The sequence below is a fragment of the Neobacillus camarae genome (assembly GCF_054950115.1).
Window position 1 is genome coordinate 648,561 of sequence record NZ_JBUCKX010000002.1, and the last position, 21,844, is coordinate 670,404.

Genomic DNA, 21,844 nt, shown 5'->3' on the forward strand with positions numbered 1-21,844 from the left:
AACTATGTGAAAAGAACAATTAGGTTGATATTTGGACTTTTTTTATATGCACTCGGCTCTTTTTTAAGTATACAGGCTAACATAGGCTTAGCCCCTTGGGAAGCATTCAGTATGGGGGGAGCTTATCTGACCCATCTATCGTATGGTAATATCGTTGTCGTTTCTGGCTTTGTTATCATTGCCATTGATTTTGCGTTAAAAGAAAAAATTGGATTTGGCACATTTCTTAATGCGATCCTCATAGGAAAGTTTGTGGATTTGATTCAATTTGCCCATATTGTTCCCTTGATGTCGAACTTTTGGCTTGGATTGCTAATGCTCCTGTTAGGACAAGTTGTAATCTGCGTTGGCAGCTATTTTTATATGGGGGCATCGCTCGGTTGCGGACCCCGTGATGCACTCATGGTTGCACTTGGAAAGCGTATGCCCAAAGTGCCCATAGGAGTAATACGGGGTTTAATTGAATGTACCGTTCTTATTATTGGCTGGCTGTTAGGTGCAAAGGTTGGCATAGGTACAGTAATATCTGTATTTGGCATTGGACTTATATTGCAATTCACTTTTAAGTTATTACGCTTTGATGTAAAGAATATTAAGCATGAGAGTGTAGCTGATACGGTAAAAGCAATGTAATCGAAGCAAAAAGGTTTTCACTTAAACTATCAGGCGCGTTGATCCAAAAAGGATTAACCGCCTTTTTTGTTGAGGTTATTATTCTAAAGGAAAGCTGAAACAGACATGGCAATGGCATATGCCGTATCATGGAAGCCATTAAGAATTTCGAAAGCTAAGGCAAGTAAGAGGATGATTAACATGAAAACCTCCGCACTTGAATTCCTTCCGAATAAATTAGACGTTCTTCATAATAATGGTTTCTAATGTATTAGCCACCGTTTGGCAGTAATCCGCAATATCTTCAAGCTCTTCGTATATCTCTTTGTATTGAATGAGTCGAATGGGGTCTTTTTCGACCTCAAATAAGTGTTTAATCGATTTACGTAAAAGTCCATCACATTTTGACTCAATATCTTTAATTTTAATCGCATGCTCCCTAATCGGAAGTAATTTTTTGGATGAAAGTAACTCAATGGACGTTACTATTTCATTTGAGCAGCTGCGGATGGCTTCGACAAATTGAAGCATATATTCGTCAGCTTGTGTTATGGAATACATTTCAAAAAGAGAGGCGGTATTCTCTATGCCGTCCAGAACATCGTCCATACTCATGGCCAAGGATAAAATATCTTCCCTTTCAATTTGGGTAATAAAAGCATTATTTAATTCTTGAATGATGTCATGGACAAATGTATCCCCTTTTGATTCAAATTCCTTCATCTTTTCAGCAAAAATCTTCAGGTCGCTGACATTGTTAAGTTTGTAATCAGCAAAAAAATAGGCACTCTCTTTTATATTGATAGACATGTTTGTTAAATAAGTGGAGAACTTGTCCTTCTTTTTTGCCACCATTTTAATACCTCCAAATTAATGTAAATGAGTAGGAATTCTTCCTTAAATGTTCCCTAGAATCTTTGGTTCCATTCACTTCAGAATAGATTTAGAAAATTTTTTGAGAAACAAACAGGATAAGATAGAAGTGTAATATGGTGTTAAAAAGGAGAGCGAAATTGGTAAAACTAATGGAATAAGAAAAGCACACTCCAAGATGGAAGTATGCATCATTAATAGGGGGGAATTTCTTGACTCTCTCTATAATTAAGTTTGGTCCGAAGTTGGGGAAGAGGGGTTTTCGATTTGACCTTGGTCACTAATGTCAGGATCAACAAACTTGTTAAAAGAACAAGACTTTGCGGGCGAAAAATCACCCAACACAAAATTTCCCCCTACCAATTTACTGTTAGCTGTATGGCTGTTTTGAAGAGAAGGTCCTAAAGAAATATTGGAGTTATTATTGAATGAATTGATTTTAAAGTTAAAAATATTTATTTGAAAAGGCATTTTTTTCAGTCCCTTATGTCGGAATTGCTAAAGGCGTTCTACGGATTCGTGATATTCCATATTATTGGACTTAGGCTCATTGGTAGAAAACACTTTTGATATTCAAACTAAATATGCTGATAACAGTCTGCTGTATAAATTTGCCGAGTTACATCCATAGTCTATGTGAATTTATGTTTATTGGACTAGTTATGTACCTATTATTTGAATAGAAATGCTTTAACAGGTAGGAATTAGGCTATTTAAGTTCATTCTGCTGTTTGAAAAAAGTCATTGAACCAGTGGCTGTTTACCCTAATGTACGGAAAAGTATTTCTGTTTATCCAGAAAAATTGTTATAATGAAAATATGGAACTAGATTAGGATTGTTACTGTTCAAGCAGGCAAAACCTAAATTATTTAGACTAGGGGATTCTTGTCTCCTTTTTTCTAAATAGTTTAGGTTTTTTCTTTTTTAACAATTGTTTTGGAGGCAGCCTTGTCTTTAGACATCATAGTAGTGAATAGGAGGAAAACAAGATGAAACATGAGAAATTAAAGTCCTTTCCAGAAAACTTCCTTTGGGGAGCGTCTACATCTGCCTATCAGTTTGAAGGTGGGACAGAGCAGGGCGGAAAAGGAAAATCAGTCATCGATATAAAAAAAATCCCTGAGGGAACCACCGATTACAAGGTGGCAAGCGACCATTACAACCATTACAAGGAAGATGTGGCGCTGCTTGCGGAAATGGGATTCAAGACATACCGCTTCTCCATCGCATGGTCCAGGATCTTCCCGAATGGCACGGGTGAGGTGAATCAAAAGGGCCTCGAATTCTACGACAATCTGATTAATGAATTGTTAAAATACAAGATTGAGCCGCTTGTGACCATGTACCACTTTGACCTGCCGCTTGCGCTGCATGAAAAGGGAGGCTGGTCCAACAGGGAAACCATCACAGCTTTCGAATCCTATGCCAAAACCCTTTTTGAACACTATGGTGACCGTGTGAAATACTGGCTGACGATTAATGAGCAGAACATGATGATTCTGCATGGTTCTGCCATTATTGGAAATAACGCTGGAAAACAGGAGCTGTACCAGCAAAACCACCACATGCTTCTGGCACAGGCAAAAGCGATGGTTTTATGCCACCAAATGCTTCCAGAGGCAAAAATCGGGCCGGCACCAAACATTTCCTACATTTATCCGGCAAGTTCTAGACCAGGAGACGTGCTGGCAGCCAACAACTTCAATGCCATCCGGAACTGGCTGTATCTCGATATGGCCGTGTTTGGCCGGTATAACCATGTTGCATGGAGCTATATGGAGGAAAAAGGCTATACGCCAGTCATTGAAGAAGGAGATATGGAGATTCTACGGAATGCCAAGCCTGATTTCATCGCCTTCAATTACTATACATCGAAGACCGTGGCAGAGAGCACGGGTGACGGATTGGATTCCAATAGTACAGGGGACCAGGAAATGGCTATTGGTGAGGCAGGCGTATACAAAGGTCATACGAACGAGTTCTTGCCAAAAACGGACTTTGGCTGGGAAGTTGATCCGGTCGGTTTCCGGACAACCCTTCGTGAAATTTTCAGCCGGTATAACCTTCCGTTGATTGTGACAGAAAACGGGCTTGGTGCCTTCGATAAACTGGAAGAAGACGAAAAGGTACACGACCCGTATCGAATCGATTACCTGAGAAGGCATATTGAACAGATCCAACTTGCCCTAACAGATGGTGTGGATGTGTTCGGCTACTGCCCTTGGTCGGCCATTGACTTGGTCAGCACACATCAAGGCTCGAAAAAGCGATATGGATTTGTCTATGTCGACCGGGAAGAATTTGACTTGAAAGATCTGAAGCGTATTCCAAAAGACAGTTTTTATTGGTATAAACAGGTCATTGAAACGAATGGGGAGACCCTATAAAGGTTGTGCTTAGGCACACCTAAAAGAGAAGTGTTATCAGCACTTCTCTTTTTTAGTATATATTAAGTTTCCGCCTTTAACTGTCGGAAAAGCCCGTGTTATTGTCGGATAAACCTCTCCAACTGTCGGATAAGCTCCTGCTACTGTCGGATAAACTTCTCTAACTGTCGGATAGCCCCTAACATCCCCTGCAGCCGGGCTTATATCATTAACGTTTGTAAAATAGCTTCTTATATATTAAGTTCTTCCTATATGCAGGTTCCGATATATATTGGAAACCATAAAGAATCAAAGCCCTTATGAAATTAACTCCTAAGTATTTCACCTTGGATAAATTTTCTAATGAAAATATATTAAATTCTTTTACCGGTTTGATTCCCCCTAAGATAAATATCATATGAAGAATAGTATTAGTCATGATGTATAGCGGGAACTTTCCATAAGTTAATTTCAACATCCATAAGCTGGTCATGAAATAAGGGCCAAAGTTCATGAAATTCATGCTGTTTAAAGGTCCAATCCCTTTATGAAATTTCCACCAATTTTTCTTTTCTCCGTAAAAATCCAAGGCTTTCGTGAAGGTACACATAAAGATGGCAGTGGGAAGAAACCTTCTGAATGCTTTACTACCAAGCAGGGGTAACGAAAACCAAGGCAGAATCAGCAAAGCAAGTAGAATCAATTTTTGATTTTTCATCGTAACCACCCAAAGAAATTTTGTCTTTTCGATTTCAGCTTATTCTTTAACCAAATTTCCTTCTTTATTCAACCCCATAGCTTAGTTGATAGGTGTGAAACTATGGTTTTAATTTAATGTTCGGGTAATGGTACATGAAAATAGAGGACAAAAAAAGCTATATAGATAAAAGAAAGCAACCAAGCCGGAATCGGCTTGAAGTAGTGAAACAGCAGCATGGTTACCATGAGGAAATTAAAAGCGACGGACCACAAGAAATTCCAACCATGATCATACGTTATATTTCCGGCAAAATACATGGCTCCTTCTATACAACAAAGAATAAGACCCCATAAAGTTATGTGCAAGAATTGCTTTAATCGGGTCTTTGGAAAATGGGACAAATACAATATGGTCACGCATGGAAAAATCACAAAGGCAGCTACTAAAACGGAAAATGTCCGGTTTAATAAAAAATGCTCATTTTCCATTCTCCAAAGGAAATAATGCCCGTCTGTAAAGAAGATATATAGAAACTGATTGGCTATCATATATAAAATGGTTGGATAGTACTTCTTCCAGTTTTTCCAATCCCCCCATTTCCAGCAGCATAATAAAAGGATTAGGCCCAATGCAGTACGCAGAGTAAACACCCATTTCAAAGTTTGTTTGCATTATTATCTGCAGGCAAGTTGAAAATTAGTATAGTCGCGTCTTTGTCCTCAAAGAAAAAAGCCATAGCACCATTGAAAACTTCAATTGGTCTTCTCGCTAGGGCTGAATGATACCATGTGAACGGTCTCGCGCAATTGAGTGTAATGGTTCACAAGGAATTTTCTAATGAATATTATTCTTTCTGAAATTACCGCCCTTAACTTCTGCTACGTCATAGACGGTAACAAAGGATTTGGGGTCAATTTCACTGATGATTTCCTTCAGCTTGGTTTCTTCTAAACGGTTAATCACACAGGTGATTTCTTTAAACCTTTCGTGAGTAAAACCACCGTAGGCTTCTTTATAAGTCGCGCTTCGGCCTAAACGGTCACGTATGGTCTCTACCATTAGTCCAGGTTCCGACGTGATAATCATAAAGGTTTTCGAGCCGCTTAAACCTTCTTCCACAATGTGAATCACTTTAGAGGCAATAAAGTAGGCAATGGCCGAAAGAATGGAGCCTTGTAAACCGAATACGGTAGAAACGACAATAAAAACAAAGACGTTTAAGAAAAGAATGAAGTCACTTGTCCCGAACGGTAATTTCCGGGCTAGCAGCACGGCGAGCATATCAATCCCATCTAATGCGCCGCCGTTACGCAAGGCTAAGCCCATGCCAAAACCAATAATAATTCCGCCAACAACGGTCACGAGCAGCGTGTCCCCTTCGACAATCGCTGGTGTGTGATGCATAAGGCTTGTCCCCACCGCTAGTGAGGCAATTCCGATGACGGAATTAATCGCAAACCTTTTCCCGATTTGTTTATATCCTAACCAGATAAATGGGATATTGATGACGGCAATTAGCACGCCTAATGGGAGTCCAAATAGTTCTGAACCGACAATGCTAAGGCCTGTCACCCCACCATCTGATACGTTATTGGGGATTAAAACGGTTTCCAGTCCGTATGCGGCGATGAATCCGCCGATCATCACTAATAATCCTCGAAAAATCATGATTAGCTTATTGGGCTGATTTTTTTTGTTTGTACCCATCCAATTCCTCCCTTAGGTGTGTTCGTTATTATAAGTGTACCATAAAATTTACTTCATCATGGTGCCTGCAAGAGCGGCCAAGAAATGCAGTTTTTAAAAAATTTTAATACTTTTAAAATAGTCCGCATGCCATATAGTAAAATGTAATTACCTAAATATTCCTTAGTAAGTGACCGCAGCAAGTTACATAAAGCTGCCAATAGGATATGTTTTTCTCAACTATTTTAACTTCATACGAATAGGAGTGGCTTGCATGTTGATTGGCCAACAAGAGTTCAATATAAAAGGATTAACTTACATAATCCGGTCTGCTGGGAAAAGTGACGCGGAAAGTTTGTCCGAATTAAGATTGCAGATTGATGGAGAGACCGAAAATATGGACAGGGAAAAGGGGGAGGCGTTTATCGGCCAAGCGGAGTTTGAAAAAATGATCGAAAATGACACGAACCATTCCAGACACCTATGCTTGGTAGCCGAAGTGGATGGCAGGTTAGTGGGCTATTCGAGATGCGAAGGTTCGGATTTGAAGCGCTTCTCCCATAAGGTGGAATTCGGATTGGGGGTATTGAAAGATTACTGGAGCTATGGCATTGGAAGAAATCTCATGCAACAAAGCATTGCCTGGGCCGACGCCAACAGCATTAAAAAGATTGTATTAATGGTTTTGGAAACGAATCTAAAGGCGATTGAACTGTATAAAACACTTGGTTTTGAAATGGAAGGCCTAATGAAACATGATCGGATCCTATCGGACGGAAATTACTACAGTACTTATGTGATGGGGAGAATTATAGAATAAATGAAGAATTGACAAGGAGGAATAAGGGATTGAAAACCATAGGATTGCTTGGCGGCATGAGTTGGGAGTCTTCGGCAGAGTATTACCGATTGATTAATGAAAAAGTAAAGAACCGATTGGGCGGATTGCATTCAGCGAAGTGTATTTTATATAGCGTTGATTTTGACGAAATTGAAAGGTACCAAGCAGATGGAGATTGGGAACGTGCGGGCATGGTTCTTGGAGACGCCGCGTCGTCATTGGAAAAGGCGGGAGCGGAATTTATTGTGATTTGCACAAACACAATGCACAAGGTTGTGAAGGAGATCGAAGCCAAAATAAATATTCCTCTTCTACATATTGCGGATGCGACGGTCCATCAAATACAGAAACAAGGATTGAAGAAAGTTGGCTTGTTAGGAACCAAATATACGCTGATAGATAACTTTTATAAATCAAGAGTCGAAGCAAATGACGACATAACGGTATTGATTCCGGATCAAGAGGAAATCGAACTTCTCAATGATATTATTTTTAAAGAATTATGTTTAGGGACAATCAAACAAACGTCTAAAGAATATTATCAAAAGGTGATTCAGAATTTAGTTAATCAGGGAGCGGAAGGAATCATATTAGGTTGTACCGAGATTGGCTTGCTAGTGAAACCAGAGGATTCTGAAGTTCCATTATTTGATACTGCTGTGATTCATGCTATGGAAGCAGTTAATAAGGCATTAGAAAATTAAGGGTAAGTGGTTTTTCCATTGAAAAAGGCCGGTTTCTGCTGAAACTGGTCTTTCCGTTTTTCGCACCTTAAACCAGTATTTAAAGGGAGGAGTAACTACTGGTGGCAAAAATGAGTTTACTCTCGGATAGTGCTGCAATACTCTCGGTTCATCCTCTTTTACTCTCGGATAGGCCCTTGATACTCTCACAACCCATTGATTAAAGACCCCTGAACCACTAAAAACTCTACTCTCCAATAATTGCAAGACCTATTTAAAGCTAAAATGTTGCAAATTTGTGAACAGAGGTCCATCATAAATGATTGGAATTATTATTTTAGTATAGTTATAAATTCTATTAAACTTTCATTATAGGAGGAACCCACTATGACTCAATATCTTTCATTAACCAAGAGTTATATTAACGGCGAATGGGTCGAAGGCGAAACCGGCCGTGTCTACAACGATTTAAATCCATTCGACGATACTGTAATAGCCGGTATTAAAATTGCTTCCAAAGCACAACTTGAATCTGCCTTCGAAGCTGCCAACAAAGCACAAAAAGAATGGGCGAAAAATCCTGAACTTCGTAGATCTGTCATTGAAAAAGTCATTGCTTATTTTAAAGAACACCAACAAGAAATTGTCGATGTATTGGTGGCTGAATCCGGCAGCAGTGTGTTAAAAAGCAGTGTAGAAGTTGCCTTTTCCATTGCCGACTTAGAAGAGTCCTTAAAAATGATCAATCAAGTGAACAAAGTTACTACTGTTGATTCTGTCATCCCTGGTAAAGTAAACAAGGTTTACCGGTTGCCGCTCGGTGTCATTTCATCTATTTCCCCGTTCAACTTCCCGCTCTATCTATCGATGAGAACCATTGCCCCAGCATTGGCATTAGGAAATGCCGTTGTCCATAAAGCAGACATTCAAACAGGTATTTCCGGCGGCTCCGTGATTGCCAAAGCATTTGAAGAAGCTGGCATTCCAGCAGGTGTGTTCAACTCCATCCTTACTGATATCCCTGAAATCGGCGATACCATGATTACGAACCTACATTCCAAACTGATCAGCTTTACAGGTTCAACCGGAGTTGGCAAGCATATTGGCGGAGTGGCCGGTGGATTGTTGAAACGTACCGCATTGGAACTTGGCGGCAACAACCCATTTGTTGTGTTGAAAGATGCTGACATCGATCAAGCGGTAAACGCAGCTATCATGGGGAAATACTTGCACCAAGGTCAAATCTGCATGAGCATTAACCGGATTATCGTTCATGAGGATCTGTATGATGAATTTGCCCGCAAGTTTGTGGAACGTGCCAAACAAGTTCCTTATGGCAATCCAAAAGATCCTTCCACTGTCATTGGACCGCTGATCAACCATGTGCAAATGGACAAAGCCTTAAGCTATATTGAAAAAGCAAAAGAGGCGGGCCATGAATTGTTGTTAGAAGGTAAACGCGAAGGCAATGTTTTGACACCATTTATCTTTGGCGATGTCAAAAACGATAGCGATTTAGCCCAAACTGAATTATTCTCTCCAGTGGTGTCACTCATCAAAGCTTCCTCTGATGAAGAAGCGATTGAACTGGCGAATGATACAGTCTATGGCTTAAGTTCTGCTGTGTTCACCAGCGATTTAGAACGCGGCGAAGAAGTGGCTGTTCAAATTGAAGCCGGTATGACACATGTGAATGACCAAACGGTTAACTGCTTGTCCAATACGCCATTTGGCGGTATGAAAGGCAGCGGGATCGGCCGCTTTGGCAACCCATGGATTGTGGATGAAATGACACAAGCAAAATGGGTTTCTGTCCAAGAAAATGATATGAAGTATCCGTTCTAATCGGTGCGACGCCCTTTAAATCGGCAGCTAAAAATGAATATAAATCCGTCCTAATAAGGTCCCAGAGAATGGCTATCAAACAATTTGATAGCCATTTTTTTTACCCCCTGTTCTTAGAGGAAGGTCTGTAACTAGGTAAATAGGTGGAGGAAAAATAAAATTTATCTTTAATGGAGCTGCCATGTTTTGGTAGAATGGGTAAGGTGAAAGGGGTTTTAAAATTGAAAACTTTTATCTCTACCATTTTATCCGGCGTTTTATTGTTCACGTTGTCAGCGTGTGGAACTTCGTCTGAGGGGAAAGCCACACAAAATCAATCGCAACCTGAGACATCCAGTAAAGCGGAGAATAGTTCAACATCCAATCATACATCCGAGAATCCAACACAATCTAAACCAACCATTCAAAACACGCAGGCTTCAAGCGCATACACAAGTGGTTCAAACGAGAATAATCAAAGTGAAGAATTTTTTTATGGCCAGTGGCAAATTAAGAAAGTCATAGCATTTGGTCCCGCGGGAACTTATAGCACAGACGATGTCAATGCGTTAACAGGGAAGCCATTATCGTTTTCAAAGGAAAGTGCCACTTGCTTCGGAGACAAAATCGAAGATATGAACAACGTGGCAGCGAATCCTGTTTATAAAAAAAGAGTGATTGCGAAAAGCGCCTTCCCATCTGAATACCGAGTGACATTTGACCAGCTTGGTATTGCTGGAGATTCTGTTACTGAGCTTGATGCAACGGACACAAATGGTATTTGCACAGTTACCTTCATTACACCCGTTAAGAATAAACTGATTTTATATGGTGGCGGTACTTTTTTTGAAATGGTTAAAAATAATGATACGTCTTCTGATGGAGATGCCGAGAATCAAGCAGCCATTGAAGAAGCCAATCAAAATAAGGCGGTTTCCTTGGTCAAAGAATATTTGCGTGGTAAAAACGAGTTGGTAGAAGACAAAAATCATTTTGTGCAATTCGAAGAAACATACAACGATTATTATATTATTAGATATTCCACTTTGGTCTCTGGGCATTCTTCAACCAATGGACGTTACGGGGTGGATATTGATAAGGGAAAAGTCACAGATATAACGGATGCTACTGATTTAACCTTTTTAAACAATTGATAAATTTCCTAGATTAACCTTAATATCAAGGCTTGCAGCCGATTAGAATAAGCACGCACTTCATTATCATGTTAAAATTGGTCACCAAATTAGAATTATAGTTTTTTAATAGATTAACATTGGAGATGCATGAAATGAAATCATTAATTGCGAGTACAAGTTTGCCAAGAACTAGACAATCCATCGCTGAAGATTTAAGATCTCTTGGATTAACAAAAGGAATGACTGTCATGGTCCATTCCTCCTTGTCATCCATTGGATGGGTAAATGGGGGAGAGGTTGCGGTTATTCAAGCGTTAATGGATGTTGTGACCGATGAGGGGACCATCGTGATGCCATCCCAGTCAGTCGAATTATCCGATCCAACCGAATGGCAATACCCTCCCGTTCCAGAGGAATGGTGGGATGTGATAAGAGAAACCATGCCGGCCTATCATGAAGAATATACGCCTGTCACCCGTGGATTGGGGAGGATAGTAGAAGTATTCAGGACCTATCCTGGGGTTATCAGAAGCAGCCATCCGAACTTTTCTTTTATCGCCTGGGGGAAAGATAAACATAACATTATCGACCACCAAAGCCTCCATTTTGGTTTAGGCGAACAATCTCCCCTTGGAAAACTTTATCATCTTGATTCCCATGTGTTATTGCTGGGAGCGGGTTTTGACAGCAATACCTGTTTTCATCTTGCCGAATATAGGATTCCTTATCGGAAAGTTTTAAGCAAGGGCGCACCTATTCAAGTGGAAGGAAAAAGGGTTTGGAAGGAATTTGAAGATTTAGAGTTCAGAGAGGAATTATTCGAGGATCTGGGGAACGACTTCGAACAGGAAAATAAACTATTGTCCGGTAAGGTGGGTTCTGCCTATTGCCGCCTTTTTCCCCTTAAAGAGGCGGTCGATTTTGCGGAGAAGTGGCTAGAAAATTTTGATAATAAGAATAGGAAGTAAAGATGCATCGTAAAGGAAGACCTGTTATTCACCGGCGGCTAAAGAGTAAAAAACACAGGAGGAGTGTTACATACAATGGTACCTGCAGGTAGGACACTTGAAAAAAAGAGTGTTCACCTGCAGGTATTTTTTATATACTTGAATTTCAGAATTAAGGGACTAGGGGACAACATGAGTAAAATAACTTTTTCAATTACAGAGATAAATACACTTAAAAAGAATCCAAATGTACACCGTGTCAGTGAGCGGTCTATTACCTATACAGACGATTTTAAGAATAGATTTATAGATGAATATTTGGCCGGCAAACTCCCTCGTCAGATTTTTGCGGAGAACGGCTTCAACGTTGATATGATTGGAATAAAACGAATTGAACAATCAGCCCACAGGTGGAAAAAGGCTTATGATAAGAATGGTTTGATTGGGCTTACAGATTCGAGGAAAACGGCTTCCGGCAGGCCCTTAAAGCGTGAGCTCACACCCTCCGAAGTGATTGAAAGGCAAAAAGCCAGAATCGAGCTGCTGGAAGGACAGGTGGAGCTGTTAAAAAAGTACGAAACGACAGAAAGGAGGCTGCTAAACGCAAGCGAAAATCTAAACCCGAATAAAGCATATCACTTAATCCAAGAGACTATTGACCAACATGAATTCAAGGGGATGACCAGGTATTTCTGTGATCTCCTAGGGGTCTCACGTTCCGGTTTTTACAGCTACTTAAAGGCTTCCTCTGCCAGGGAAGCAAGGGAAAAATTGGACCTCGAAGCGAAAGAAATCATCCTAAAGGCCTTTAATCGGCGGGGATATAAGAAAGGCTCACGGTCCATTAAAATGATTTTGGAGAATGAGTTTGATATTAACTTCAGCCGTAAAAAGATACGGAGGATTATGAAGAAATATGGAATTGTTTGTCCTCACCGAAAACCCAATCCTTATAAAAAAATCGCAAAAGCAACAAAAGAACATCAAGTTGTCCCAAACAAATTAAGCAGGGAATTCAAACAAGGAATCCCTGGAAAAGTGTTACTTACGGATATCACTTATCTTCCATATAACGGGAATTGTATGGCTTATTTGTCGACCGTAAAAGACGCCTCCACCAATGAAATCCTAGCTTACCATGTGTCTGATCGCATCACACTGGACATCGCCACCCAGACAATCCATAAATTGATGAATAACAAGAAAATTACAATCCATGAAGAGGCCTTTATCCACTCGGATCAAGGAAGTCACTATACAAGCCCAAGATACCAGAAGCTATTAAAGGAATATGGCTTGGGCCAATCCATGTCACGAAGAGGCAACTGTTGGGATAATGCCCCTCAAGAATCCTTCTTCGGCCACCTGAAGGATGATGTGGATTATAAATCTGCAAGAACATTAAAGGAACTGAAGTCAAAAATAAATCATTACATGGTTTACTATAACAATTATCGCTATCAATGGAATTTAGAAAAAATGACCCCTATTCAATATAGGGATCATCTTTTAGCTGCTTAATCTCTTTTTTTATAGTGTCCTTGACAAGGGTGCCAGTTTAACAAGCACTTCTCTTTTTTCATACATGAATTTTCATCATCCTTCAGCCGCCACCAACGAAAATGACCTTTCGGAAAACCTGTTCCTTCGCAGGACCTATATGAGACGTGTGACGGTATCGATAAATTGTTTCACCATGGTAGAATGATCCTCTGTCCGCCAGGCGATACCCATTTCTACACGCGGGGCTACTCCCTCGATGCTTACGTATGCAACGTCCCGAACGTGTAAATTGACGGTGGACCTTGGTACGATACTTATCCCCAGTCCTGCTGCCACTAACCCCACCGCTGTCTGTATTTCTTTCACGTCTTGACGGATGATCGGGCTATACCCGGCATCACGGCATTTCGAGAGTATATCATCGTACCAGCTCGACCAAACCTCCCTCTCCACTAAGATAAATCGTTCCGTGCTCAAATCTCCCATTGTTATGGAAGCGCGTTGGGCAAGCGGATGCAACTTCGGCACCACGGCGACACAAGTCTCTTGGTAAACAGACAAAAGTGACAGGAGCGGATCCACCACAGGGGGTCTTACAAAGCCAATGTCGATTTCCTTTTTGTGAAATGCCTTGATTTGCATGGGAGTAGGCATCTCGCGCAGATTCAAATCCACGTATGGAAATTGTTCTTGAAATTCCCGGACAATGATGGGAAGAATATCGAATGTTGCCGATCCAACAAATCCAATCACTAACCGGCCATGCATTCCCATCTGAGCCCTTAAAGCTGAGTCCTTGGCCCGCTCCAGTTGGGGAAGGATTTGGCGAACTTCTTGCAAGAAAACCTTTCCCGCGTTTGTCAGCTCCACATGACGCTTTGACCGCTCAAACAATTTGACTCCTAGTTCCTTCTCAAGTTGGATAATTTGCTGGCTTAAAGGCGGTTGTGTCATCTGTAAGCGCATGGCTGCACGCCCAAAATGCAACTCTTCTGCCACAACGATGAAATATTCGATCTGACGCAGTTCCACGCATTGATTCCTCCCGATTAAGTCGTTTTCCGACTTAATAGTATGACATTTATATATTAGACAATAATTGTTTCTAGTTGTAAAGTGTTTTTTGAATGTAATGAATATACAGAAAAAATCAACTAGAGAGAGGGTCAACCGAATGAATGTTTCGATGGTTATGCTATGTCTGATATGGGGGTTTAATTTTGTGATTATGAAACTGGGAAATGGCGCTTTTCCTCCCGTCCTATTTGCCTCACTGCGATTTTTGACGGGGGCCATCGTCCTCCTTGGCGTGAGTTTTATGAAAAAAAATCCCCTGCCAAATAAATCGGATTGGAAGTGGGTCATCCTCTGCGGACTGTTCCAAACCACCTATTTTAACATCGCTATTCAAATCTCGCTTAACTATGTCAGTGCCGGTCTTACTTCGGTTTTGACTTACAGCATGCCGTTGTTTTTATCGATTATGGCCCATAAGTGGATTCCTAATGAACAATTGACACCAAGAAAGACGTTCGGAATCGTGCTGGGTATCGCTGGTTTATTCCTCGCGATGGATATTCATTTAGGGGGAAACGTCTGGGCAGTGTTACTGGCCTTAAGCTCCGCTATTTCTTGGGCAGTGGCCAACTTGATTTTTAAACTGAAATTAAAGCATTGTGATAGTGTGCAATTTACCACATGGCAAATGACCATTGGAGCGCTGGGTTTATTGGTCTACTCTCTATCATTTGAACATGGGGAAGCGCATTGGGGTGTAATGCCGTCGGTTTATATCCTGTTTTCCGGAATTGTTGCCTCCGCGCTGGCATTCGTGATGTGGAATCATATTTTGAGCCTTACGGAAGCAAGCAAAGCATCGACTTCTCTACTGCTTGTGCCCGTCGTAGGTGTCATGTCTGGATGGCTATTTTTGCATGAGAGTTTGAGCATCGTAACCTTGGGAGGAATTTTATTAGTTTTGGCGGGAATATGGTTTGTGAATAGTAAAGGGAAAGGTGCCCAATTGAAAACGAAGGTTGTGGATAAGGCAGCTTAAACGAAACAGGGTGCGCTGGGGACGGTTCTAGTGAAAAAAGCATGAGAACCGTCCGAAGCTGCTGATTGGATGGGTAGTGGATAAATAGTTTGCTTTTTTTTGCTAGTTCCGTTCGCCGCAGAGTTGTTTTGCTCTTTCAAACCGTCCTTTAAAAGGAATGGTTTTTATTTACCGGCGATTTCCGGCATTTTCCATTTTTGGGATTTTCCCAGCTGTTTAGCACTACATGGCAGGGCCAGCTTTTAATTCAATCAAATAAAGGGGATTCCCTTCAGGATCGCTGAAGTAGGCGATTCGGGTGGCTTCTTCTTCCATAATTGGCTGGAACTCGACACCACGGGATTTTAGCAGCGCGATTGCTGAATCCAATTCTTCGACTTCCAATCCAATATGGATGCTCCCTGACTTACCAGGATTTGAATCTTGTCCCTCGCGAGGATGTACAAGTCCAATGGCCAACCCCGGTGCTTCGAGCTGCACCAAATGTCCTTCTACTCTAAATTGAACCTTTAATCCGAGGGTTTCTACGTAAAACTGTTCTGCTCTTGTTAAATCATCGACTACGATCGTTACGCTGCTACTCTTAAACATGGTTTGTCCCTCCCTATTTCCATCTTATATTATTCTAATCCATCATTGTTTTATTTACAAAAAAGGTGCGGCCGGAATTCGCCAAAATTTTTAGGAGGGATAGCGAAGAAACCTAAATAAGAGGAGGATTATCACAAAATTTAATCATACGTTTGTTTAACTGACAACTTTTTTAGCTGCGAATTCCGAGAAAACCAATGATTACAGGCATAACGTAAAATCTAATTAAACGTTTAATTTGTTCATGATTTGTCATTTATTAGATGATTTTGAAGGAGGGGAATAGATTGAAAGATGGACATGCTGCCGGCGTAAAGAAAAGACTTAATCGATAGGCGTGAATCAAGAATTAGGAAAGAGGGATGAACACCGCGGGTATGGTTTCTTCATTTTGATGGAGGAGTTATATCACTTTTGCCGAATATTCTGTGTGTACACCAAGGCCATGGGAATTTTCCTTATGGACTTTGGACTTCATACAGGAAGGATATTATCGGATGAAACATCATAATTATGCCAAGACCCCGCCATTAGGCTGGAATAGCTGGGATTGTTTCGGGGCGTCCGTTACAGAGGATGAAGTCAGAGGGAATGCTGACTATATGGCAAAACATCTTAAACCTTTTGGCTGGAAATACGTGGTCGTTGATATTCAGTGGTATGAACCTGGCGCAAATTCCTCGGCCTATCGTCCGTTTGTGCCGCTGGAAATGGATGAATATTCGAGATTGACCCCGGCGGTAAACCGATTTCCTTCGGCGGCGGAGGGGAAAGGATTCCAGCCATTAGCGGATTACGTTCACAGTCTGGGATTAAAATTCGGAATTCATATCATGCGTGGGATTCCGCGTCAGGCCGTTCATGCCAATATGCCGATATTAGGGACCCGTGCTAGAGCGAGAGATATGGCCCATTCCAATTCCATCTGCCCTTGGAATACAGACATGTACGGGGTGAATGCATCGAAAGAAGGGGCCCAAGAATATTATGATTCCTTGTTCCAGCTGTATGCCCAATGGGGAGTGGATTTTGTAAAAGTAGATGACCTTGCCGCGTCCAAGCTTTATCACTTCCATAAGGATGAGTTGAAATTGATCCGCCAAGCCATTGAAAAGTGCGGAAGAGAAATAGTCCTCAGCCTGTCACCTGGTCCAGCACCGCTCGAGTATGCAGACGAATTCATGACTAACGCCAATATGTGGCGGATGACGGACGACTTTTGGGATGAGTGGAGCCTGTTATACAAGATGTTCGAGCACTGTGAAAAATGGAGTGAATATGTGGGGCCTGGCCACTGGCCTGACTGTGATATGCTGCCACTTGGGCATATTCGAATCCGTTCAGTCGAGGGCGGCAGAACACAACAGTGGACACAATTTACGAAAGAGGAACAAATCACCATGATGACTTTATGGTCGATTTTCCGTTCTCCGCTCATGTTTGGCGGTGAACTCCGTGACAATGATGAATGGACATTATCTTTGTTAACCCATAAAGAGGTGTTAGAAGTAAACCAACATAGTCATGATAATCGGCTTGTCTTTCGCAAGGGTGATCATGTGGCATGGACAGCGAAGAGCCAAGAGGATCATACCTTTTTAGCATTATTTAATGTAGGTGAGGAAACGGCCACACTCCATGTTCCACTAGAGCAGCTCCAACTTTTCTCCGGAAAAAAAGTGAGAGATTTGTGGAAACAAGAGGAAATGGGCGAGGTAGAAGATGTGGTGGAGCAAACGTTGCCGCCACACGGCGCTGTGCTATTGAAACTGTATGATTAACAGGATATTTTTTTTACTAAGTTACTAGGCTTATCTATCAGAATAGGAGAGGAAGAATCAACATGTCTGCGACGAAAGCAAAAATGATTTTAGAAAAAGATTTCAAAATCTCGGAGATTGATAACCGTATTTATGGTTCCTTCATTGAACATCTAGGCCGTGCCGTATATGGCGGCATTTATGAGCCGGGGCATCCCCAGGCTGATGAAAATGGCTTCCGGCAGGATGTCATGGAAATGGTCAAGGAACTTCAGGTGCCGTTGATCCGTTACCCTGGCGGCAACTTTGTATCCGGTTACAACTGGGAAGACGGAGTCGGCCCGGTGGAAAACCGCCCGCGCCGTTTGGAACTGGCCTGGCGCACGATTGAAACCAATGAAATTGGCACGAATGAGTTTATGAAATGGGCCAAGCTGGTTAATGCGGATGTGAATATGGCGGTAAACCTTGGAACCCGCGGCATTGATGCGGCCAGAAATCTTGTTGAGTACTGTAATCATCCGGGAGGCTCGTATTATAGTGATCTGCGTATTTCACACGGGGTAAAAGAGCCTCATGGGATCAAGACTTGGTGTCTGGGCAATGAAATGGATGGGCCATGGCAGATTGGCCACAAGAATGCGGTCGAGTATGGACGGATTGCCCAAGAAGCCGCAAAAGTCATGAAGTGGGTCGACCCGACGATTGAGCTGGTTGCCTGCGGAAGCTCAAGCCGGACGATGAATACATTTGCAGATTGGGAAGCCACTGTGCTGGACCATACGTACAATCATGTAGAGTACATATCGCTTCACCAGTATTACGGGAATCGTGAAAATGATATCGCCAACTATCTGGCCCGTTCCCTTGAAATGGATGATTTTATTCGTTCCGTGATTGCGATTGCTGACTATATCAAAGCGAAGAAGCGCGGCAAAAAGAATATTAATCTCGCATTTGATGAATGGAATGTTTGGTATCACAGCCATGAGTCGGACAAGAAGATTGAACCTTGGAGCATCGCCCCTCCACAGCTTGAAGATATTTATACTTTTGAAGACGCCTTATTGGTGGGCTGCATGCTGATTACCCTGTTGAAGCATGCGGACCGGGTGAAGATTGCCTGCCTCGCCCAATTAGTGAACGTCATTGCCCCGATTATGACAGAAAATAACGGAGTCGCATGGAAGCAGACGATTTTTTATCCCTACATGCATGCTTCTGTTTATGGCAGGGGTGTTGCCTTGAATCCGATTATCTCCAGCCCGAAATATGACAGCAAAGATTTCACCGATGTTCCGTACCTGGAGTCCACTGCTGTTTATAATGAGGAACAGGAACAGCTGACCATCTTTGCTGTGAACCGCCACTTGCAAGAAGGTTTAGAGTTAGATGTGGATATCCGCAATTTTGAGGGATATGAAGTCATGGAACATATCGTTCTTGAAAATGCCGACATAAAGTTAACCAACTCAGCCAAAGGAACACCTGTCGCGCCACATTCCAATGGGAATGCCAAGTTGGAAGATGGCAAGGTTTCGGCTGTGCTTCCTAAGTTGTCCTGGAATGTCATTCGCTTGGCAAAAAGGAAATAGAATGACAGGGGGCAGTTCGAAAAAAGGGCCTTAGAAAAGAAAGCTAATAGCTTAGTATTTGAGCTGTTAGCTTCTTTTCTAATTAATTATCATGGACCTCCCTATTTCCCCTAAAGGTCCATTTTCCTTCGGCACGGTCATTAGAGACCCATCCTAAATCCCTTGATGACCCTTTTTGCTTTGGTACGGTCAATAGGGTTAAGTGGCAAAAAATCATGAAAACCATAGATACTTAGAGTATAGAAATATTTGATTGACAATTTGGTGAATTTGAACTATTATCGCATTATAATAATTAACAAGTTGAATGTACATTTTTCTTCTTATCCAGAGAGGTGGAGGGACTGGCCCTTTGAAGCCTCGGCAGCAGGTTCTTATGAATACTGTGCCAATTCCATCAAGCACATCGCTTGAAAGATGAGAAGAGGGTTAAAGAACTCTCTTCTTAGGAGGAGAGTTTTTTATTTAAATAAAAATCCAACTTAAATGATAGGAAAACTAGAGTATTAGAACAATAGAGGAGAGAATATAAATGAAATATGGTTTTTGGTTACCGATTTTTGGAGGCTGGCTGCGAAATGTGGAAGACGAAAATATGCCGCCCACCTTTGAATATGCGAAAAACGTCATTCAATCAGCTGAAAAATGGGGATACTCGACAACTCTAATAGCTGAATTATATCTAAATGATATTAAAGGACCGGAACATGATTCTCTTGAAGCTTGGTCCACAGCGGCCGCGCTGGCAGCAGTGACGGAAAAAATTGAAATTATGACGGCAATTCGCCCTGGTTTTCATAACCCCGCTGTTGCCGCAAAAATGGCCGCCAATATTGATCAAATTTCCAACGGCCGTTTTACGCTAAACGTGGTTTCAGCTTGGTGGGCTGAAGAAGCGCGCCAATATGGCGGCATTTTTACGGAACATGATGAGCGATATGCTCGTACCGAAGAGTTTATCGATGTTCTTAAAGGGTTATGGACAGAAGAAACGTTCAATTACACTGGTCAATTTTACGATTTACAAAACACGAAGCTTGCACCGAAACCTGTGCAACGGCCTAACCCGATTCTTTATGCAGGCGGTGAAAGTGAAAAAGGCAAGCAAACCATTGCCGAAAAATGTGATGCCTATGTGATGCACGGTGGAACCGTTGAAGAGATTGATCGAAAAATCACCGATATGAAGGCACGCCGTGAACAAACTGACAATGACCCATTTCGTTCTTTCGGAATGGCCGCTTATGTGATTTGCCGCGATACTGAAGAAGAGGCTCTGGCAGAGCTTGAAAAAATTACGACGGTGAAGGATTCTAGCGGATATGCTGGCTTTAAAGATTTCACGACCAAATCACATTTAGAACAACAAATCCAATTGCAGGATTATTCAGTTTCCAATCGTGGCCTCCGTCCGAATTTAGTAGGAACTCCAGAACAAGTAGCTGAAAGAATTTTACAATACGAGGAAACTGGCTTAGACTTATTGTTATTACAGTTTTCACCACAACTAGAGGAAATGGAACGCTTTGCCAAGCAGGTTATGCCATTAGTGGAACAAAAACGTAGTTTAATAAAGAACTAGGAAGGGGCTGTAAAAATGAGCAAGGTATATGTGATACATGAAAATAGTGAGTGGACCGTCCATTTAACCAAAAGGTTAGAGGAACTGGGTGTTCCTTATGAAGAATGGCATTTAGACGAAGGAACGTTAGATTTATCATCAGAACCACCAGAAGGGATCTTCTATAGCCGGATGAGTGCTTCTTCTCATACACGCGACCATCGTTTTGCAGCGGAATTTACTGGGCAGGTATTGGCTTGGCTTGAAGCGCATGGCCGTACGGTGTTAAATGGAACGAGCGCTCTAAAGCTGGAAGTGAGTAAGGTTTTACAATATTTAGAGTTAAACAAGTATGGAGTTAAGACTCCAAAAACGATTGCGGCGGTTGGAAAACAAAACATTATTAAGGCGGCTGAAAGCTTTGCAGGACAGCCGTTCATTACGAAGCATAACCGTGCCGGAAAAGGCTTAGGTGTTCAATTATTCCAAAGTATCGATGCTTTAAAAGCGTATGTGGAAGGTCCGACTTTCGAAGAACCTGTCGATGGCATTACGCTTATTCAAGAATACATCCAATCTCCTGAAAGTTACATCACTCGTTGTGAGTTTGTAGGCGGAAACTTTGTTTATGCTGTTAAGGTAGATACTTCGGAAGGATTTGAACTTTGCCCAGCGGACGCCTGCCAAATTGGCGACCTGTTCTGCCCGGTAGGAGAAAAAGTCGAAGAGAAGCCTAAGTTCCAAATCATTGAAGGTTTTGAGGACGAAATTCTAGAAAAATATAAAGAGGTTTTAGCGGGAAATCAGATTCATGTGGCTGGAATTGAATTTATCAGAAATGCAGATGGCGAAATTTTCACGTACGATATCAATACCAACACGAACTATAATTCGGATGCAGAAGCAAAAGCTGGAAAATACGGAATGCTTGAAGTAGCTGCATTTTTAAAGAAGACATTAGAAGAAAAGTACACTCCAACAACATCAGCATAATTTTTATAGGGCTGCCCAAAAGGTCGTTAAAAACGTCTTTTTAGGGTTCTGCCCTTTTTTTATTGGATTTTGTTGAAATTATAACTATGTCAGAAAAGTTTCCACTTTCTTTGACT

General features: G+C 41.6%; 20 protein-coding genes and 1 riboswitch. Of the genes, 13 read left to right on the forward strand and 7 right to left on the reverse strand.

The window, feature by feature from the left end; translation table 11 throughout:
* The first annotated feature begins 111 nt into the window (after positions 1 to 111).
* Positions 112 to 633 carry a YczE/YyaS/YitT family protein gene (locus ACY8D0_RS10825; protein ID WP_462410515.1) on the forward strand — a complete coding sequence of 174 codons (522 nt, stop codon included), beginning with the start codon at positions 112 to 114 and terminating at the stop codon, positions 631 to 633.
* A gap of 216 nt (positions 634 to 849) precedes the next feature.
* Here ACY8D0_RS10825 and ACY8D0_RS10830 read toward each other — a convergent pair whose 3' ends face one another.
* A complete protein-coding gene (locus ACY8D0_RS10830; protein WP_462410516.1) occupies positions 850 to 1,467 on the reverse strand; it encodes a DUF47 domain-containing protein in 618 nt (205 codons plus the stop codon).
* A 246-nt stretch (positions 1,468 to 1,713) separates the two neighbouring features.
* Positions 1,714 to 1,956, reverse strand: a complete 243-nt coding sequence (locus ACY8D0_RS10835) for a spore germination protein (protein ID WP_462410517.1) — start codon at positions 1,954 to 1,956, stop codon at positions 1,714 to 1,716.
* Between the two features lie 519 nt (positions 1,957 to 2,475).
* Between ACY8D0_RS10835 and ACY8D0_RS10840 the strand changes: the two genes are divergently transcribed.
* Entirely contained in the window at positions 2,476 to 3,873 is a 1,398-nt protein-coding gene (locus tag ACY8D0_RS10840; protein ID WP_462410518.1) for a glycoside hydrolase family 1 protein, read from the forward strand.
* A 208-nt stretch (positions 3,874 to 4,081) separates the two neighbouring features.
* On the opposite strand, the gene ACY8D0_RS10845 is transcribed toward ACY8D0_RS10840, so the two are convergent.
* The 3 genes from ACY8D0_RS10845 to ACY8D0_RS10855 form a co-directional block, all read right to left on the reverse strand.
* On the reverse strand, positions 4,082 to 4,570 hold the full coding sequence (locus ACY8D0_RS10845; protein WP_462410519.1) for a hypothetical protein: 489 nt from the start codon (positions 4,568 to 4,570) through the stop codon (positions 4,082 to 4,084).
* 113 nt (positions 4,571 to 4,683) lie between these two features.
* Entirely contained in the window at positions 4,684 to 5,202 is a 519-nt protein-coding gene (locus ACY8D0_RS10850; protein ID WP_462411343.1) for a CBO0543 family protein, read from the reverse strand.
* Positions 5,203 to 5,386: 184 nt separating this feature from the next.
* Positions 5,387 to 6,259: a YitT family protein gene (locus ACY8D0_RS10855; RefSeq protein WP_462410520.1), complete on the reverse strand. Its 873-nt coding sequence runs from the start codon at positions 6,257 to 6,259 to the stop codon at positions 5,387 to 5,389.
* A 253-nt stretch (positions 6,260 to 6,512) separates the two neighbouring features.
* On the opposite strand from ACY8D0_RS10855, the gene ACY8D0_RS10860 reads away from it, so the two are divergent.
* The 6 genes from ACY8D0_RS10860 (at position 6,513) to ACY8D0_RS10885 (ending at position 13,190) form a co-directional block, all read left to right on the forward strand.
* Positions 6,513 to 7,058: a GNAT family N-acetyltransferase gene (locus ACY8D0_RS10860; protein WP_462410521.1), complete on the forward strand. Its 546-nt coding sequence runs from the start codon at positions 6,513 to 6,515 to the stop codon at positions 7,056 to 7,058.
* 29 nt (positions 7,059 to 7,087) lie between these two features.
* A complete protein-coding gene (locus ACY8D0_RS10865) occupies positions 7,088 to 7,783 on the forward strand; it encodes an aspartate/glutamate racemase family protein (protein ID WP_462410522.1) in 696 nt (231 codons plus the stop codon).
* A 366-nt stretch (positions 7,784 to 8,149) separates the two neighbouring features.
* Positions 8,150 to 9,607 carry an aldehyde dehydrogenase family protein gene (locus tag ACY8D0_RS10870; protein ID WP_462410523.1) on the forward strand — a complete coding sequence of 486 codons (1,458 nt, stop codon included), beginning with the start codon at positions 8,150 to 8,152 and terminating at the stop codon, positions 9,605 to 9,607.
* 221 nt (positions 9,608 to 9,828) lie between these two features.
* A complete protein-coding gene (locus ACY8D0_RS10875) occupies positions 9,829 to 10,740 on the forward strand; it encodes an LptM family lipoprotein (RefSeq protein ID WP_462410524.1) in 912 nt (303 codons plus the stop codon).
* A 134-nt stretch (positions 10,741 to 10,874) separates the two neighbouring features.
* Complete coding sequence (locus ACY8D0_RS10880; RefSeq protein WP_462410525.1) at positions 10,875 to 11,690, forward strand: AAC(3) family N-acetyltransferase; 816 nt, start codon at positions 10,875 to 10,877, stop codon at positions 11,688 to 11,690.
* Between the two features lie 171 nt (positions 11,691 to 11,861).
* Positions 11,862 to 13,190 carry an IS3 family transposase gene (locus ACY8D0_RS10885; RefSeq protein WP_462410066.1) on the forward strand — a complete coding sequence of 443 codons (1,329 nt, stop codon included), beginning with the start codon at positions 11,862 to 11,864 and terminating at the stop codon, positions 13,188 to 13,190.
* A gap of 135 nt (positions 13,191 to 13,325) precedes the next feature.
* Here ACY8D0_RS10885 and ACY8D0_RS10890 read toward each other — a convergent pair whose 3' ends face one another.
* On the reverse strand, positions 13,326 to 14,204 hold the full coding sequence (locus ACY8D0_RS10890) for a LysR family transcriptional regulator (RefSeq protein ID WP_462410526.1): 879 nt from the start codon (positions 14,202 to 14,204) through the stop codon (positions 13,326 to 13,328).
* A gap of 160 nt (positions 14,205 to 14,364) precedes the next feature.
* Between ACY8D0_RS10890 and ACY8D0_RS10895 the strand changes: the two genes are divergently transcribed.
* Entirely contained in the window at positions 14,365 to 15,228 is an 864-nt protein-coding gene (locus tag ACY8D0_RS10895; RefSeq protein ID WP_462411344.1) for a DMT family transporter, read from the forward strand.
* Between the two features lie 222 nt (positions 15,229 to 15,450).
* Here ACY8D0_RS10895 and ACY8D0_RS10900 read toward each other — a convergent pair whose 3' ends face one another.
* Positions 15,451 to 15,819 carry a VOC family protein gene (locus tag ACY8D0_RS10900; protein ID WP_462410527.1) on the reverse strand — a complete coding sequence of 123 codons (369 nt, stop codon included), beginning with the start codon at positions 15,817 to 15,819 and terminating at the stop codon, positions 15,451 to 15,453.
* Between the two features lie 497 nt (positions 15,820 to 16,316).
* On the opposite strand from ACY8D0_RS10900, the gene ACY8D0_RS10905 reads away from it, so the two are divergent.
* The 4 genes from ACY8D0_RS10905 (at position 16,317) to ACY8D0_RS10920 (ending at position 21,728) form a co-directional block, all read left to right on the forward strand.
* A complete protein-coding gene (locus ACY8D0_RS10905) occupies positions 16,317 to 17,600 on the forward strand; it encodes a glycoside hydrolase family 27 protein (RefSeq protein ID WP_462410528.1) in 1,284 nt (427 codons plus the stop codon).
* A 62-nt stretch (positions 17,601 to 17,662) separates the two neighbouring features.
* The gene (arfA, locus tag ACY8D0_RS10910) at positions 17,663 to 19,174 is read left to right on the forward strand and encodes an arabinosylfuranosidase ArfA (protein ID WP_462410529.1); all 1,512 of its coding nucleotides are present in this window, start codon (positions 17,663 to 17,665) and stop codon (positions 19,172 to 19,174) included.
* Positions 19,175 to 19,494: 320 nt separating this feature from the next.
* A riboswitch (SAM riboswitch) is annotated at positions 19,495 to 19,598 on the forward strand.
* Positions 19,599 to 19,706: 108 nt separating this feature from the next.
* Positions 19,707 to 20,756: an LLM class flavin-dependent oxidoreductase gene (locus tag ACY8D0_RS10915; RefSeq protein ID WP_462410530.1), complete on the forward strand. Its 1,050-nt coding sequence runs from the start codon at positions 19,707 to 19,709 to the stop codon at positions 20,754 to 20,756.
* Positions 20,757 to 20,771: 15 nt separating this feature from the next.
* Positions 20,772 to 21,728 (forward strand): ATP-grasp domain-containing protein, encoded by a 957-nt coding sequence (locus ACY8D0_RS10920; RefSeq protein ID WP_462410531.1) that lies wholly within the window; start codon positions 20,772 to 20,774, stop codon positions 21,726 to 21,728.
* Positions 21,729 to 21,844 lie beyond the last annotated feature (116 nt).

Excerpts from the sequence above, each read along its gene's own strand:
- ACY8D0_RS10825 (WP_462410515.1), top strand. The coding sequence starts at position 112 with ATGGGGGGAGCTTATCTGACCCATCTATCGTATGGTAATATCGTTGTC.
- ACY8D0_RS10830 (WP_462410516.1), bottom strand. The coding sequence starts at position 1,467 with ATGGTGGCAAAAAAGAAGGACAAGTTCTCCACTTATTTAACAAACATG.
- ACY8D0_RS10835 (WP_462410517.1), bottom strand. The coding sequence starts at position 1,956 with ATGCCTTTTCAAATAAATATTTTTAACTTTAAAATCAATTCATTCAAT.
- ACY8D0_RS10840 (WP_462410518.1), top strand. The coding sequence starts at position 2,476 with ATGAAACATGAGAAATTAAAGTCCTTTCCAGAAAACTTCCTTTGGGGA.
- ACY8D0_RS10845 (WP_462410519.1), bottom strand. The coding sequence starts at position 4,570 with ATGAAAAATCAAAAATTGATTCTACTTGCTTTGCTGATTCTGCCTTGG.
- ACY8D0_RS10855 (WP_462410520.1), bottom strand. The coding sequence starts at position 6,259 with ATGGGTACAAACAAAAAAAATCAGCCCAATAAGCTAATCATGATTTTT.
- ACY8D0_RS10860 (WP_462410521.1), top strand. The coding sequence starts at position 6,513 with ATGTTGATTGGCCAACAAGAGTTCAATATAAAAGGATTAACTTACATA.
- ACY8D0_RS10870 (WP_462410523.1), top strand. The coding sequence starts at position 8,150 with ATGACTCAATATCTTTCATTAACCAAGAGTTATATTAACGGCGAATGG.
- ACY8D0_RS10880 (WP_462410525.1), top strand. The coding sequence starts at position 10,875 with ATGAAATCATTAATTGCGAGTACAAGTTTGCCAAGAACTAGACAATCC.
- ACY8D0_RS10885 (WP_462410066.1), top strand. The coding sequence starts at position 11,862 with ATGAGTAAAATAACTTTTTCAATTACAGAGATAAATACACTTAAAAAG.
- ACY8D0_RS10895 (WP_462411344.1), top strand. The coding sequence starts at position 14,365 with ATGCTATGTCTGATATGGGGGTTTAATTTTGTGATTATGAAACTGGGA.
- ACY8D0_RS10900 (WP_462410527.1), bottom strand. The coding sequence starts at position 15,819 with ATGTTTAAGAGTAGCAGCGTAACGATCGTAGTCGATGATTTAACAAGA.
- ACY8D0_RS10905 (WP_462410528.1), top strand. The coding sequence starts at position 16,317 with ATGAAACATCATAATTATGCCAAGACCCCGCCATTAGGCTGGAATAGC.
- arfA (WP_462410529.1), top strand. The coding sequence starts at position 17,663 with ATGTCTGCGACGAAAGCAAAAATGATTTTAGAAAAAGATTTCAAAATC.
- ACY8D0_RS10915 (WP_462410530.1), top strand. The coding sequence starts at position 19,707 with ATGAAATATGGTTTTTGGTTACCGATTTTTGGAGGCTGGCTGCGAAAT.
- ACY8D0_RS10920 (WP_462410531.1), top strand. The coding sequence starts at position 20,772 with ATGAGCAAGGTATATGTGATACATGAAAATAGTGAGTGGACCGTCCAT.